We start from the raw sequence: 15802 nt of genomic DNA on the forward strand, positions 1-15802 counted from the left end.
GAAGCCCTAGCCGATGGGAACGCCGTCCTCGGTGAAGCCCGTGAAATCGTCGAGGACCAGGGCGATCCGTCGGGCCGACAGCGGTGAGACGTGGTGCGGAACATCGGCGGGATCAACCCAGTGGATGGAGTGGATCTCGAGCTCCTCACGCACCAGCGACTCGATGGCGACCTGGCCGAGCACCCCGCCGTCGTAGATGAACTCCAGGGCGTCACTCCATCCCAGGCTGGGCGGCATCCAGTCCACCACGGCCGGGGCGCCCAGCAGCACGGACAGCCCGAGCTCCTCGGCGATCTCTCGTTCGGCCCCGACGCGCGGAGGTTCACCGGGCTCCACGACGCCACCCGGCAGTTCCCAGTCGCTCTTGTACGTGGTCTGCAGCAGCAGGACCTGACCCGACGGGTTGCGGAAGACCGCATGCGCGATCAGCCGCTTCATGGGCAGCACGGAGTCCATCACCCCGCTGAAGCCCTCGGGGCCGTAGACCACGTCACCTGACAGCCGCGAGTACTGATGCACGTCGACGAACTGACCCTCATCGACGGACATGGCGTGACGCCGGATCCCTTCGCGACGGAAACCCGCCAGGTGCAGCGCACGGCGGGCCATCTGGTCGGTGGCAGGAACCGAAACCTCCAGACGGCGCACCTCGTGGCCCAGCAGGATGTCATCGCTGGCCATGCTCACGGCCCGGGCCAAGGTGCCGGCGTCGGTGGCGCCACTCCACATGACGACACCGACATCACCGGACACCTGGACCTGGACCGTGAACTCCGCTTCCATGGGGTCAGGCCAGACCCATGTCGCCGGGCAGCTCGGCCGTGGCGCTTGCGTCGTACTTCAACCAGATGGCACCCAGCGGCGGGATGCACACCGTCGCACCGGCACCATCGCCCCACGGCGAGGCGCCCTCGCGGGCGATGACCTGGCCGTAGTTGCCGAAGTTGCCGTCGCCGTCGTAGGCGGGGGAGTCCGTGTTGAGGATCTCCTTCCAGACGCCGGCCTGGGGAAGCCAGATGCCGTAGGTGTTCTTCGGCTCCGCGGAGAAGTTGAACAGGCAGGCCACCTTGTTGCCCACGCCGTCCGTGCGGGCCCAGGCGAAGACATTGCCCGCGGCATCATCGGAGGCGATCCACTCGAAACCGGCCGGGTCACTGTCCAGCGCATACAGCGCGGGTTCATTGCGGTAGATGTCGTTCATGTCCTTGAACAGGCGCTTGAGGCCGCCATGGCCCCACATGTCGGCCACCCACCACTCGAGACCCCGCTCCTCGCTGAACTCGCTGCGCTGGCCGAACTCCTGGCCCATGAAGATCAGCTGCTTGCCCGGGAAGGACCACATGTAGGCGTAGAAGGCGCGCATGGTGGCGAACTTGCGCCAGTCATCCTGAGGCACCTTGTTGACCATCGATCCCTTGCCATGCACGACCTCGTCGTGGCTGATCGGCAGGATGAAGTTCTCCGAGTAGGCGTAGACCATCGCAAAGGTCATCAGGTGGTGGTTGTACTGGCGGTTGACCGGATCCTCTTCAATGTAGCGAAGCGAGTCATTCATCCAGCCCATGTTCCACTTGAAGCCGAAACCCAGGCCGTCGTGGTGCACCGGACGGGTGACTCCGGGGAAGCTGGTGGACTCCTCGGCGATCATCAACACCCCGGGATGGCGCTCGTAGAGGTGCTTGTTGGTGTAGCGCAGGAAGTCGATCGCCTCCAGGTTCTCGCGGCCGCCGAAGACATTGGGCACCCACTCGCCCTCCTTGCGGGAGTAGTCCAGGTAGAGCATGGAGGCGACGGCATCCACGCGCAGGCCGTCGATGTGGAATTCGCTGACCCAGTACAGCGCATTGCTGACCAGGAAGCTCTTCACCTCATTGCGGCCGTAGTTGAAGATGTAGGTGCCCCAGTCCATGTGCTCGCCCTGGCGCGGGTCCGCGTGCTCGTAGAGGGCGGTGCCGTCAAAGCGTCCCAGCGCCCACTCATCCTTCGGGAAGTGCCCGGGAACCCAGTCGAGGATGACGCCGATACCCGCCTGGTGCAGCGTGTCGACCAGGTGACGGAAGTCATCCGGACGGCCGAAGCGGCTGGTGGGAGCGAAGTAGCCGGTGACCTGGTAGCCCCAGGACGGTTCGAAGGGGTGCTCCGAGACCGGCATGAACTCCACATGGGTGTAGCCCTGCCACTTGACGTACTCGACCAGCTCGTCGGCCAGCTCCAGGTAGGTCAGCCCCTTGCGCCACGAGCCCAGGTGGAGCTCGTAGATGCTCATCGGCTCCTGGTGGGCCTGCGCCTTCTCGCGGCGGGCGATCCACTCGTCGTCGCTCCAGATGTACTGGCTCTCGTAGACGATCGAGGCGGTCGACGGGGCGGACTCGCAGAAGGTCGCCATCGGGTCGGCCTTCTCCCGCCACACACCGTCCGGGCCCTGGATGCGGAACTTGTAGAGCGTGTCTGTGCCGCGGTCCTCGATGAAACGGCTCCACACACCGGTGCCGGGCAGGCGGTACATCTCGTCGCCGCCCCAGTAGTTGAACTCACCGATCAGCTGCACAGCCTGGGCATTGGGCGCCCAGACGGAGAAGCGGGTTCCGGTGACCGTGCCGCCGTCATCGGTGGGAATGGTGACGACGTGGGCGCCGAGGCGCTTCCACAGCTCGGTGTCTCCACCGCTCTGGAAGCCCTCCATGTCCCAACCGGTCAGGCCACCTGCAAGGTCGTATCCCATATCAGTTCTCCTGGTCTGCAGCCGGGGCGGCCGCGTCAGACGTCGCATCCGACGTCGTGTCAGCACTCAAGGCAATTGCCTCCAGTGCACTCAACGGGATCGTCACCCAGTCGGGTCGATTCCTCGTCTCGTAGACCACCTCGTAGATGGCCTTGTCTGCTTCATAGGCGGCCAGGGCCGCCGGGTCGATCGGGCCTGCATCCCGGGAATAGGCGTCGAGGAAGGCCTCGCGCGCCTCCGCAAGCCACGCCCGGGCCTGCTCCCCGGTGGGGTCGTCGAAGACACTGGTCACGTAGCCGAAGCTGCGCAGCAGGCCGGCGACGTCACGCAGAGGACTGTCGGGCAGCTGGCGCTCCGCGAAGGACTTCATCGGCTCACCCTCGAAGTCGATGATCTTCCAGCCATCGGGTGTCAGCAGGGTCTGCCCCAGGTGGAAGTCACCGTGCACCCGCTGGGCGCGCAGGGCATCCGCCTCGAGCCCGTCGAAGACCGACGAGAGCGCCTGCCGCCGATCCCGCAGGTCAGGGGCCTGGGCGGACGCCGTCTCCAGACGGGCCCGCATGGTGGCGGCAACATCGGTGCCGGTCAGCGTGCTGGCCCCGAAGGTGTCCGCCAGGGCCAGGTGGACCTCCGCCAAGGCGGAACCCAGTGCCGCAGCATGCCCGGCGAAGCCCTCGCCCGACTGCGCCAACCCACAGGCCAGCTCCCAGCCGTCACGGGCGTCGCGGAGCAGCTCGCTGATCATCATCAGGTCAACGCGCTGGGCCTCGGGCGGCTCGGCGCCGTCAACCCAGTCCTCGTCGCTGAAGGGCGTCAGCAAGCCGCTGACCCAGCCATAGAGCCGGGCAGCCGAGCTGACGCGGGCTCGTCCGAGGGCATCGTGCATCTGGATGTCCAGGTTGGGTCCGACCTCCAGCTTGCGGAAGATCTTCATCAAGGCGACGTCGCCGAGCAGCACATTGGTGTTGGACTGCTCGCCACCGAAGACCCTCGGCGTGAGGTCGCCACGCAGCTTCGCACCGTCCGGCAGGCTCTCCGCCCACGCATGCGGCACCTGGGAACCGGCCAGGACCGACTGCAGCACGGCGCGCATGGCCTCGACGTCACGCGGGGCGTCATGGGCATAGCCCAGGTCCGGGTCGAGTGCGGGGCCGATCAGGAACTCACCCACCGGCTCCGGACGGTAGCTGACCAGCAGCTGGTAGTACTCGTGGCTGTCGTCGGGGTAGACGACCGTCACGTACTCCGCGCGGACCGCGGGGGCCTGTCCTCCGGGCTCGACGATCCAGTCGGGCTGCTCCAGCCCGGCCAGTTGGCCGTCGCGGCCCTTGCCGGCGAACCAGCGCGCCCCCAGGACGAAGTCCTGCAGGCTCTGCAGGGCCTCGGTGCCGTCGGGCTGATCGGGGGTGTTGTTCTCGCTCATCGTGTCCTTGGTCGGGTGCGGACGGGGCGTCACTTCGCGGTCACGCGGAAGATGTGGGCCGGGTTGCCCGGGTGCAGGCTGACGAAGCTGCGGGCGCCCCAGGTCCAGGTACCGCCGCCCAGTTCGTCGTGGACCTCGAGCACGGCGTGCTGGTCCAGCCCCAGCTTCGACATGTCCAGGTAGACCTCGCTGCTCACGGCATCCCACGGATTGAGCGAGCAGACCACCAGGACACGGTCCTCCCCGTCGGTCTTGGAGAAGACGATGACCTGGTCATGCGGGGCATGGTGGAAGTCGATCTTGCGCAGCTGATGGAGAGCGGTGTGCTCCTTGCGGATCTCGTTGAGCCGCCCGATCAGCATCGACAGGTTGGGCTGGTGGTTCTTCCAGTCGCGCGGCCGGTACTCGTACTTCTCCGAGTTCAGGTACTCCTCGCCGCCGGGGCGGAAGACCTCGTGCTCGCACAGCTCGAAACCGGAGTAGACGCCCCAGCTGGGCGAGAGGGTGGCCGCCAGGATCGCGCGGATTGAGAAGGCGGCCGGATTGCCGGACTGCAGGAAGGCGGGATTGATGTCCGGCGTGGTGACGAAGAAGTTCGGCCGGTACATGTGGGCTGACTCACGGGACAGCTCGGTGAGGTAGGTCTCCAGCTCCCACTTGGTGTTGCGCCAGGTGTAGTAGGTGTAGCTCTGGTGGAAGCCCACCTTGCCCAGCGCGTGCATCATCTCGGGCTTGGTGAATGCCTCGGCCAGGAAGATGACCTCCGGATTCGTCTTGTGCACCTCGCTCATGATCCAGGCCCAGAAGTCGATGGGCTTGGTGTGCGGGTTGTCCACCCGGAAGACCGTGACGCCGTGGCCGATCCAGAACTGCAACAGGCGCAGCGACTCGCGGTAGATGCCGTCGCGGTCGTTGTCGAAGTTGATCGGGTAGATGTCCTGGTACTTCTTGGGCGGGTTCTCCGCATAGGCGATGGTGCCGTCCAGACGGGTGGTGAACCACTCGGGGTGCTCGGTGACCCAAGGGTGGTTCGGGGATGCCTGGAGCGCGAAGTCCAGGGCGATCTCCAGGCCCAGGCCCTTGGCCTTGGCCACGAAGGCGTCGAAGTCCTCGATGGTCCCCAGGTCCGGATGTACCGCGTCATGGCCGCCCTCGGCGCTGCCGATGGCCCAGGGGGAACCGGGATCGTGCTCACTGGGCGTCAGCGAGTTGTTGCGGCCCTTGCGGAAGGCGGTGCCGATCGGGTGGATCGGGGGCAGGTAGACGATGTCGAAGCCCATCTGGGCCGCGGACTCGAGCCGTTCGTGGGAGGAATTGAAGGTGCCGGAGTGCCAGCACTGCTTCTCCTCATCCCACCACGCGCCCTGGCTGCGCGGGAAGAACTCGTACCAGCTGGAGAACAGGGCGAGGCGACGGTCCACCCGCAGCCCGTACTCGCGGGTGGGGGTGACCAGCTCGCGCGGGCCGTAGATCGTCATGGCACGCGCGAGGGCGGACGCGTTCAGCGCCTCGAGCAGCTCGTGCGGCGGACGCTCGGGCAGCATCAGGGCCGCCGAGGCCTTCAGGACGGTGGCCTGCACCTCGTCGCCGGCCTGCTGCGCATTCGCGGCGGCGCGCTGGATCACGTCGTCCAGCTCCAGGCACACCAGCTCGACGTCCATCCCGGCCTGCAGCTTGGCTGAGGCATTGTGGTGCGTGGTGTGCCACAGGTCGGACCAGCCCTCGACACGGAAGGTCCAGTCACCCTCGACGTCGGCGCAGGCCCAGCCTTCCCAGATGTCCAGGCCCACGGGCTCCTGCTGCACCATCGAGAAGTCCACGCGCCGCCCGTCGGGAGCGGTCAGCACGATGGTCGCGTTCACCGCGTCGTGGCCCTCCCGGAAGACATTGGCGCGCACTGGGAACCACTCACCGGCAACCGCCTTGGCGGGATAGTTGCCTCCCTCCACGACGGGAGAGACGTTGGTGACCGGGATTCGGCCGAAGCCCGCCACGGGCGTGATGGGCTGCGCAGCCGCGGCGGATGCCTTGGGCTGCTGCGTGACGGGGGCGGCCTTGGGGCTGGGGTTCAAGTTGCTCACGCGGTCAGCCTAGCCACGCAGGGCCGCACTGGCGAGGGAATGCCACCCGCTGTTCGCGATGCGCAAAGAACGCGTGAACGTCTGGCGGAATGCAGGTGGGCGGGCGGGCCCCGCCCCGCAAAGTCGGTTAGGCTCCCTTGCGTGTCAACTACCAATGAAGAAACCCGCACCGCTGCCCCGGAGCACTCGGACGAGTCTCCCCGCACCGGCCGCACCTTCGGCCCGCAGTGGGACCCCACCCACCCCGTCGCCAAGGCGCCCGTGGGCACCCCGCCGGTCACCGTCGACGGATTCGTGCGCGAGTTCCTGCACGAGCTGAACTCCAACCAGGGTGTCTCGCTGTCCAATTCCAGCGTGAACGACCAGTACATGGCGCTGGCCTCCACCGTGCGCAACTACCTCATGGCCCGTTGGCTCGAGACCGAGCGCCTCCAGCGGGAGAACCCGCACAAGACCGTGGGCTACCTGAGCGCCGAATACCTGCTGGGCCGCCAACTGGGCAATGACCTGCTCTCCAGCGGTCTGATCGACATCGCCGAAGAGGCCCTCAACCAGTGCGGCATCGACTTCGCGGTGCTGCGTGCCCAGGAGGTGGAGCCCGGCCTCGGCAATGGTGGCCTCGGCCGTCTGGCCGCCTGCTTCATCGATTCGCTGGCCACCATGAACGTCCCGTGCATCGGATACGGCATCCGCTACGAGTACGGCATCTTCCGTCAGACCTTCGTCGACGGCCGCCAGGTTGAGCAGCCCGACAGCTGGCTCTCGCTCGGCTCCCCGTGGGAGTTCGCCCACCCCGAGCACGGCGTCCAGGTCAACTTCGGTGGACACGCCGAGAAGACCGTCGACGAGAACGGCAACGAGAAGACCACCTGGGTGCCGGACTGGAATGTCCTCGGCGTGCCCTACAACTACATGGTTCCCGGTTACCTCAACGGCCGCGTGAACACGCTGCGGCTGTGGAGCGCCCAGGCCACCAAGGCCTTCGACCTGCAGATCTTCAACTCCGGCGACTACGCCGATGCCGTCCGGGCACAGACCTTCGCGGAGAACATCTCCAAGGTGCTCTACCCCGAGGACTCCACCCCGCAGGGCAAGGAGCTGCGTCTGCAGCAGCAGTACTTCTTCGTCGCCTGCTCGCTGCACGACTTCATCGCCAACCAGCTGGAGGAGGGCTTCGACCTCCACAAGCTGGACGAGCGGATCATCTTCCAGCTCAACGACACGCACCCCGTGATCGCCGTGCCGGAACTGATGCGCATCCTGGTCGACGAGCAGGGCTTCGGCTTCGACGAGGCGTGGGAGGTCACGCAGAAGTGCTTCGCGTACACCTGTCACACCCTGCTGCCCGAGGCCCTCGAGGTCTGGCCGGTCTCCCTGCTGGGACGCCTCCTGCCCCGTCACCTGGAGCTGATCTACCAGATCAACGACGCCTTCCTCGAGGACGTGCGTGCCAAGTTCGGCAATGACGAGATGCGTGTTCGTCGCATGTCCATCATCGCCGAGCACCCCGAGCGCTCGGTGCGGATGGCCTACCTGGCCACTGTCGCGGGCTCGAAGGTCAACGGCGTGGCGGCCCTGCACAGCCAGCTGCTGCGCGACAAGGTGCTGCCGGACTTCAACGAGATGTGGCCGATGAAGTTCACCAATGTCACCAATGGCATCACCCCGCGTCGCTTCATCCGGCTGGCCAACCGTTCGCTGTCCACGCTGATCAGCGACTCGATCGGCAAGGGCTGGGTCAACGACCTGGAGCGGCTGCGCGAGCTGGAGCCCTATGCGGAGGACGCCGAGTTCCGCAAGGCCTTCCGCGAGGTCAAGGCCTTCAACAAGGAGCGGCTGGCCCGCACGCTGGAGCAGCGCGACGGCATCCAGATCGACCAGAACCACATGCTTGACGTGATGGTCAAGCGACTGCACGAGTACAAGCGCCAGTCCCTCAAGGTGCTGCACGTCGTCACCCTGTACAACGAGATCATCTCCGGGCGCCTCGACCCGGCCGATGTCCAGGGCCGCACCGTCGTCTTCGGCGCCAAGGCGGCTCCCGGCTACAAGATGGCCAAGGACACCATCCACCTGATCAACAAGGTGGCCGAGGTGGTCAATGCCGACGAGCGCGTCCAGGGCAAGCTGCACGTGGCCTTCCCGGCCAACTACAACGTGACGCTGGCCGAGAAGCTGATCCCGGCGGCGGACCTGTCCGAGCAGATCTCGCTGGCCGGCATGGAGGCCTCCGGCACCGGCAACATGAAGTTCGCCCTCAACGGCGCGCTGACCATCGGTACCGATGACGGCGCGAACGTGGAGATCCGCGAGCACGTCGGCGACGAGAACTTCTTCCTGTTCGGCATGACCGAGCCGGAGGTCGCGGACCTGGGGGCCAAGGGATACAACCCGGGCTCCTACTACGAGGGTGACGAGCGGCTCAAGGGCGCGATCGACCTGATCGCCTCGGGCGCCTTCTCCGACGGGGACCGTCGCGTCTTCGAGCCCATCGTGTCCAACTGGCTGACCTCGGACCGTTTCATGGCACTGGCCGACTACGCCAGCTACATGGACGCCCAGGCCAAGGTGGAGGCCTCCTACGCCGACGAGGATGCGTGGACCAAGTCCGCGATCCTCAACATCGCGTGCAGCGGCTTCTTCTCCAGCGACCGCTCCATGAAGGACTACATCCGCGAGATCTGGCACACCATGCCGGTCCTGTGATCCGATAGTCCACGCGAGACGTCGAACGGGCGGCTCCCCCGAGGGGGAGCCGCCCTTTCGTCATGCCAGGAGGCGATGCGGCCGGTGGCCGCTCAGTACTCCTGCTCGTCCAGCTTGGCCAGCGTGGCGGTCGCCTCGTCGGTGGCGGTCGTCTCCTCGGCGGGCAGCGGCTCCTCGAACTCGTCGACGATCGGCTTGGGCGCCTGGGAGGGCACCTCGCAGCGCAGCAGGGTGACGCTGCGGCCGGGCAGGTCGAACTCCTGGCCCGGGCCGATCGGGGACTCCGGCAGCTCGTCGCGGTGCGCCGTGGTGGCCACCACCTGGTATCCCTTGGCCCACGGTTCCCCGGGAAGCCGGATCAACACGTCATTGGCGGCGCCGTTGAACAGGGTCAGGAAGGCGCAGTCCGCGTCGGAGACGTACATGCCGAGGTTGCGACGGCCAGCGTCATGCCACTGCTCGTCGCGCATCTCTCCGTCCCACAGGTCCAACCACGCCAGGTCATAACGGCCCAGGCCATTGCCATCGGCATCCAGGACCTCGAAGTGGTTGCGGAACTGGGTGGCACGCAGTGGCGCGAACTCCCGTCGCGCCTTGAGCAGGGTGCTGGTCAGCTCGGAGAGGTCCCCCCAGCTGTCCAGCGTGTCCCAGTGCACCCAGCTGAGCGGGGAGTCCTGGCAGTAGGCATTGTTGTTGCCGCCCTGGGTTCGGCCCAGCTCGTCACCCGCGGTGATCATCGGGACGCCCGAGGACAGGATGAGGGTGGCCATCATGTTCTTCACCTGGCGGTGGCGGAAGTCGTTGATCCCGGGATCGTCGGTCTCCCCCTCCCAGCCGCAGTTCCAGGAACGGTTGTCATCGGCGCCGTCGCGGTTGTTCTCGCCATTGGCCTCGTTGTGCTTGATGTCGTAGGTGACCAGGTCACGCATCGTGAAGCCGTCGTGCGCGGTGATGAAGTTGACGCTCGAGTGCAGGCCACGGCCGTCATGGTTGAAGATGTCCGGCGAGCCGGACAGCCGGGTGGCCAGCGTGGCGACACCACTGGTGGCACCGCGCCAGAAGTCCCGCATGAAGTTGCGGTACTGGTCATTCCACTCGCTCCAGCCGTCCCCCCAGGCACCCACCTGGTAGCCGTAGGGACCCATGTCCCAGGGCTCGGCGATCATCTTGATTCCGTCGAAGGCGGGATCTTCGGCGATGCGACGCTTGAACTCGTGGTTCTGGTCCACGTGGTGCTGCTCATTGCGGATCAGCGTGGTGGCCAGGTCGAAACGGAAGCCGTCGACGCCCATCTCCGTGACCCAGTACTTCATCGAGTCGATGATCATGTTCAACACACCCGGATGGGAGGTGTCCACCGAGTTGCCGCAGCCGGTGACGTCGTAGTCATTGCGCAGGTCATTGGTGAGGCGGTAGTAGCCGAGGTGGTCCAGGCCACGGAAGCTCAGCGTCGGACCCTCATGGCCACCCTCGGCGGTGTGGTTGTAGACGACGTCGAGGATCACCTCGATGTCGTTCTCGTGGAGCTTGCTCACCATCCGCTTGAACTCCTCGACCTGCTCGCCGAGCGTGCTCACCGAGGAGTAGGCAGCGTGCGGGGCGAAGAAGCCCAAGGTGTTGTAGCCCCAGTAGTTCGTCAGGCCACGGCCGACGATGAAGGGCTCGCTGACGAAGTGGTGGATGGGCAGCAGCTCAATGGTGTTGATACCCGTCTCGACCAGGTAGTCGATGACGGCGTCATAGGCCAGGCCCGAGTAGGTGCCACGCAGGTGCTCGGGCACGCTGGGGTGCAGATTGGTGAATCCCTTGAGGTGCGTCTCGTAGATCACACACTCGGACAGCGGACGGCGCCTCTGGATGGGCGTCGGGGCGGGGGAGGGGGCCACGACGACGCTGAGCGGGACGGACTCGAAGGAGTCGCGCTCGTCCGGCAGGTAGTTGGACTCCGCGGTGTGGTCCAGGATCGGGCCGGAGTAGTCGACACCCGCAGTGATGGCGCGGGCATAGGGGTCGAGCAGCAGCTTGGCGGGGTTGAAACGCATGCCGGCGTCGGGATTCCAGTCACCATGGACGCGGTATCCGTAACGCTGGCCGGCTTGCACGCCGGGCACGTGCACGATCCACACGCCGTCGGGATTCCTGGCCATGTCGACGTTGTGCTGGCTGCGGTCCGCTGCCACAAGAGACAGCTCGACGCGGGTCGCGCGGGGCGCCCACAAGGCGAAGCGACAGCTACCATCGAGGAGCTGGGCACCGAGGATCGACGAGTCGACCGGCGAGGGTGTCTCAGAGTTCATTGAGCGTTTGCCTTCTTCTGCGGTGTCGGACGGACCCGAACCACCATTGTTGACCGGACGAGGCATCCGACCTCATCCGGCCTCACTGCCTTGCACCCGGTGTGCCCGGGAACTTCTGGTGATGAATGCCCCGCGCAGGCGCAATCCGCATGTGCGATTTGGGCACGACTAGCCATTCTGCCACCGCTGGACAGTGTACGGCGATTCCTCGGCTGTGACTGCTCACAGCAGTCCACGAAGCCCCTCCGCTTGCGATGGAGGGTGCAGCCGGGGACGATGGTGCAAATGGACGAGCGAGCGAAGACCGAGAACGCACCCGAACGCGCACCGGGGCGGATCCACCTGGACCATGCCGCCTCCAGCCCGATCGTGCCGCGGGCGCTGGAGGCGATGGTCCGGCAGTCCGGACTCGTCGGCAACCCCGCCGCGCTGCACACCTCGGGGCGGGCGGCACGCGCGGTGCTGGAGGATGCCCGGGAGCAGCTGGCGGAGGCGATCGGCGCCCACGCGTCCGAGGTCATCTTCACGTCCGGAGGTTCCGAGGCGGACACCATCGCCCTTAACGCCGGAACAAGGCGCCCCGGCCGTCGCACGGTGCTGATCGGTGCCACCGAGCACCCCGCCGTGGCCACCGCGCGCACCCGGATGGCCGGCGTGGAGGTGCTGTCCTGTGACCGTGACGGAATCGTGCACCTGAAGGACCTGGACGAGCGGCTGGACGCGTCGACCTCCATGGTCAGCGTGATGACCGTGAACAACGAGACCGGCGCCATCCAGCCGGTGTCCGAGGCGGCGGAGCGCGCACACCGCGTGGGAGCGTGGTTCCACACGGACGCCGTGCAGGCGCTGGGGCACGTCCCGCTGGACTTTGCCACCAGCGGTGCGGACCTGATGAGCCTGTCGGCACACAAGGTGGGTGGGCCTGTCGGGATCGGTGCCCTGGTGGCCCGGCGCGACGTGGAGCTCTCGCCCTGGGGCCTGGGCGGGGGACAGGAGCGCGACGTGCGCTCCGGTACCCAGTCCGCCGTGCTGGCCTCGGCCTTTGCCGCGGCCGCGACAATGGCCGTCGAGAACCTCGAGACGGAGCACGCCCGCCTGAGCGGGATGCGCAATCGCTTCGTCGAGCGAGTCCGCAGCACGATCACCGGCTGCTACGTCAATGCCCCCGCCGAGGCCAGCCCGGCCATCGTCAACCTGACCTTCGACGGCACGCGCGCCGATGACGTGCTGATGCTGCTGGACCACGCGGGCATCGACTGTTCCACGGGATCTGCCTGCCGCGCCGGGGTCCACCAGCCCAGCGACGTGCTGCTGGCGATGGGCCGCACCCTGGAACAGGCCTCGGCCTCCATCAGGTTCAGCTTCGGCCCGACGACCACCGCCGACGAACTGGCCACCCTGGCGGGTCTGCTGCCCGACGTGGTCTCGCGGGCCCGGGCCGCAGCCAGCGTGGCCGTCGACGTGACCCAGGACCCCTCATGAGGGTGCTCGTCGCCATGTCCGGCGGGGTGGACTCGGCCGTGGCCGCCGCGCGGACGGTGGCGGCCGGGCACGACGTGACCGGCGTGCACCTGGCGCTGTCCAAGAACCCACAGAGCTTCCGCACAGGTGCCCGGGGGTGCTGCTCCCTGGAGGACAGTCACGACGCACGTCGGGTGGCGGACCGGCTGGGCATCCCCTTCTATGTCTGGGACCTGTCGGACCGTTTCAAGGCTGACGTGGTGGACGACTTCGTCGCCGAGTACGCCGCCGGGCGAACTCCCAATCCCTGTCTGCGCTGCAATGAGAAGATCAAGTTCGCCGCCGTGCTGGAGCGTGGCATGGCGCTCGGTTTCGACAAGGTGGTCACGGGCCACTACGCGCGGCTGGAGGAGTGCGACGGACGCTTCAGCCTGTACCGGGCCGCGGATGCCGCCAAGGACCAGTCCTATGTGCTCGGGATGCTGGACCAGGCACAGTTGGCCCACTCGCTCTTCCCGCTGTGTGACGTGCCCAAGAGCCAGGTGCGGGCCGAGGCCGCCGAGCTGGGCCTGGGCGTGGCCAAGAAGCCGGACAGCCACGACATCTGCTTCATTCCGGACGGTGACACCGCCGGATACCTTTCCCGGGCCCTGGGGGAGCGCGAGGGGGAGGTCGTCGACCAGGACGGTGCCGTGGTGGGCAGCCACAGCGGTTTCCACCAGTTCACCGTCGGGCAGCGCAGGGGCCTGCACCTGGGCGTGCCCGCGGCGGATGGTCAGCCCCGTTTCGTGCTGGAGGTCGAGCCGGTCAACAACCGCGTGGTGGTGGGCCCCAAGGAGCTGCTCGCCGTCGACCGGATCGAGGGGATCCGGCCCACCTGGACCGAAGCCCGCGTGAGTGGTCCGTGGCGTGGGCTGGCCCAGGTGCGTGCGCACGGCGAGGCGATGCCCGCCACCATCACCAGCACCGATGAGGAGAGCCTCCTGGTGGAGCTGGACTCCCCGGCCACCGGCATCGCGCCGGGCCAGGCCGTCGTCGTCTATGACGCAGACCGGGTGGTCGGCAGCGCCACCATCAGCGCCGCACGATCCACCGATCGGGGGGTCGCCTGATGTACGCGACGGGGATCGGGTCCCTGCCCGGGCCGGACATGCCGGGCGCACTGCGCCATGTCCTGGGCTCCTTCGAGCAGGCCTGGCTGCCGGAGCTACCGGGGCGCGGCGTCGGCGCGGACATGGTGGGCCGCACGCTGGCGATGACCGAGGGGCTGGGCTTCGACCTGCAACCGCAGGGCTGGCGCCTCCTGGAGCGTTCCGGCGTCGACCATGGCCGCGCGCGAGGCCTGCTGCGTCGGGACCTCGACGAGCTGGAGGAGGCTGCCCAAGGATTCACCGGGACGGTGACCCTGACCATGGCCGGGCCCTGGACGCTGGCCGCCCTGGTGGAGCGGAGTCGCGGTGACAAGGTGCTGGCCGACCACGGTGCCCGTCGTGAGCTGGCCGAGAGCCTCGCCGCCGGTGCCTCCGCGCTGCTGGCTGAGATGGGCCGTCGGCTCCCCGAGGTGCGCTGGCGGGTCCGTCTGGACGAGCCGCTGCTGCCCGCCGTGGTCTCCGGGGGCGTGGCGACGGCGTCGGGCTTCTCCCGGCTGCGCGCCGTCGACCGTCCCCAGGCCAGCGCCTTGCTGTCCGTGCTCTCCGAGGCCCTGGGAGAGCAGGTCGTCCGGGTGGGTGTGCACTGTTGTGCGCCCGGGCTGGACCTGGACCTGTTGGCTCGCAGTGGCATCGCGCAGGCGGCCCTGGACGTCGGGACGCTGGGCCTGCGTGACCTGGACGCAGTCGCCTCTTGGCTCGAGGCGGGGCACGAGCTCCTGATCGGGCTGGCTCCCACCCAGCGGCCCGACGTGGTCAGCACGCCCGACGAGATCGTGCGGCGCGGGCTGGACCTGTTGCGGCCCCTCGCACTGGATCCTGACCTGTTGCAGCGATCGCTGGCCGTCTCGACGGGCTGTGGCCTTGCGGGGTGGACTTTGCGTCCGGCGATGCGCCAGTTGGATGCCCTGCTGGAGGCAGTCCCGCTGCTGGCGGAACAGCTGGCTCGGTAGGGCCGGCGTGTCGGCGGCCGCGGGTAGGGTGGGCGCATGCGTGGCTTCTCCGACCTCAACCTCAACGGTGACGCGCCTGCCCGGGTCCAGCCCAAGGTGGGTGAGTGGGGCCCCGAGCGTGTCCCGACCACGCAGGCCAAGAAGCGGCTACGGATCTGGGTGAGCCTGGCCTTCATCGCGGCACTGACCGCCCTGTGCCTGCTGGGCTGGTTCTTCTACAAGAAGATGAATCCGGGGGCCTGAACCCCTCGACAGGCTCGGCTTCAGGCGAGGGCTGCCAGGTGCGAGAGGCGTCGCAGCTCGGAGTCCAGGAAGTCCGGGCCGCCGGCTCGCCCGAGGACCAGGGCCTGGTTCTCGTCGACGGGGCAGATGGCCACCGTCGTGTCCGACCAGTGGGGCAACCAGCCCGCCGCGAGGTCCAGCCGCGTCAGCTCGTCCAGCGGGCCAAGACCGTCGGCCTGACCTGGGGTGAAGTCCGGGGCCAGCTCGGTTCCCACCAGACGGCTCCCGTCGCGGCGGTCCAGCAGTGCCGCCCATTGGCAGTGGAAGACCTGCGGGGCCGCGAGGGTGAGGATCTCGACGGCGCGTTCCCGCTCGGCGACCATGCGTTCCAGCACGGCGATATCGGCCTCCAGGCCCCAGCCCTCCGGGTGGCGCGAGATCCACAGGACCCGCACCCCGTCAAGGGCATTGCACGTGCTCACCAGGTCATCGATCCAGACTCCCTCGCGCTTGGGCATGGTGAGCATGAAGTCGTCGATGACCCAGCCGTCGCCCTTCTCGACGATCTCCATCGCGGTGATGTCGGCGCCGCACAGGCCCATGGCACTGGCCACCACGCCCAGGGAACCGGGGCGGTCGGGGAGCTGGACGCGGAGCAGGTGCACGGCGCAAGTCTTGCAAACCCAGCCGGTCAGCCTCAACACCTTCCACAGGGCGGGAGCGCCGCGCCATGGTCCGGGCCTGCGGTGGGGCCACTAGAGTGGTCGCCCGTAGGACCCATCCGAACAG

11 protein-coding genes are annotated in these 15802 nt (G+C 67.6%); 5 read left to right on the forward strand and 6 right to left on the reverse strand.

The annotated features are described in order from the left end of the window. Positions 1–6 precede the first annotated feature (6 nt). Genes EDD41_RS00730 through EDD41_RS00745 form a run of 4 tightly spaced genes read right to left on the reverse strand, consistent with a single transcriptional unit; the run spans position 7 to position 6226 of the window. Positions 7–783, reverse strand: a complete 777-nt coding sequence (locus EDD41_RS00730; RefSeq protein ID WP_123574636.1) for an NUDIX hydrolase — start codon at positions 781–783, stop codon at positions 7–9. A 4-nt stretch (positions 784–787) separates the two neighbouring features. Next, positions 788–2722, reverse strand: a complete 1935-nt coding sequence (gene glgB, locus EDD41_RS00735; RefSeq protein WP_123574637.1) for a 1,4-alpha-glucan branching protein GlgB — start codon at positions 2720–2722, stop codon at positions 788–790. 1 nt (position 2723) lies between these two features. Continuing rightward, positions 2724–4145 (reverse strand): phosphotransferase, encoded by a 1422-nt coding sequence (locus tag EDD41_RS00740; protein ID WP_094764683.1) that lies wholly within the window; start codon positions 4143–4145, stop codon positions 2724–2726. Positions 4146–4174: 29 nt separating this feature from the next. Then, positions 4175–6226 (reverse strand): alpha-1,4-glucan--maltose-1-phosphate maltosyltransferase, encoded by a 2052-nt coding sequence (locus EDD41_RS00745; RefSeq protein WP_123574638.1) that lies wholly within the window; start codon positions 6224–6226, stop codon positions 4175–4177. 141 nt (positions 6227–6367) lie between these two features. On the opposite strand from EDD41_RS00745, the gene EDD41_RS00750 reads away from it, so the two are divergent. Continuing rightward, on the forward strand, positions 6368–8932 hold the full coding sequence (locus tag EDD41_RS00750) for a glycogen/starch/alpha-glucan phosphorylase (RefSeq protein ID WP_245995480.1): 2565 nt from the start codon (positions 6368–6370) through the stop codon (positions 8930–8932). Between the two features lie 92 nt (positions 8933–9024). On the opposite strand, the gene glgX is transcribed toward EDD41_RS00750, so the two are convergent. Further along, a complete protein-coding gene (gene glgX, locus EDD41_RS00755) occupies positions 9025–11229 on the reverse strand; it encodes a glycogen debranching protein GlgX (protein WP_123574640.1) in 2205 nt (734 codons plus the stop codon). Between the two features lie 285 nt (positions 11230–11514). Here glgX and EDD41_RS00760 point away from each other — a divergent pair, with 285 nt between their 5' ends. From EDD41_RS00760 to EDD41_RS00775, 4 genes are read left to right on the forward strand one after another with little or no spacing between them, the layout of a single operon-like run. Further along, positions 11515–12711, forward strand: a complete 1197-nt coding sequence (locus EDD41_RS00760) for a cysteine desulfurase family protein (RefSeq protein WP_094764679.1) — start codon at positions 11515–11517, stop codon at positions 12709–12711. Continuing rightward, entirely contained in the window at positions 12708–13802 is a 1095-nt protein-coding gene (mnmA, locus tag EDD41_RS00765) for a tRNA 2-thiouridine(34) synthase MnmA (RefSeq protein ID WP_123574641.1), read from the forward strand. The genes EDD41_RS00760 and mnmA overlap by 4 nt, the downstream gene beginning before the upstream one ends. After that, complete coding sequence (locus tag EDD41_RS00770) at positions 13802–14791, forward strand: uroporphyrinogen decarboxylase/cobalamine-independent methonine synthase family protein (protein WP_123574642.1); 990 nt, start codon at positions 13802–13804, stop codon at positions 14789–14791. The genes mnmA and EDD41_RS00770 overlap by 1 nt, the downstream gene beginning before the upstream one ends. A 36-nt stretch (positions 14792–14827) precedes the next feature. Further along, a complete protein-coding gene (locus tag EDD41_RS00775) occupies positions 14828–15034 on the forward strand; it encodes a hypothetical protein (protein WP_094764676.1) in 207 nt (68 codons plus the stop codon). Positions 15035–15054: 20 nt separating this feature from the next. Here EDD41_RS00775 and EDD41_RS00780 read toward each other — a convergent pair whose 3' ends face one another. Continuing rightward, positions 15055–15672 carry an ACT domain-containing protein gene (locus EDD41_RS00780; protein ID WP_123576741.1) on the reverse strand — a complete coding sequence of 206 codons (618 nt, stop codon included), beginning with the start codon at positions 15670–15672 and terminating at the stop codon, positions 15055–15057. Positions 15673–15802: the final 130 nt, after the last annotated feature.

It is taken from the genome of Luteococcus japonicus, assembly GCF_003752415.1.
In the GTDB taxonomy this organism is placed as follows: domain Bacteria; phylum Actinomycetota; class Actinomycetes; order Propionibacteriales; family Propionibacteriaceae; genus Luteococcus; species Luteococcus japonicus.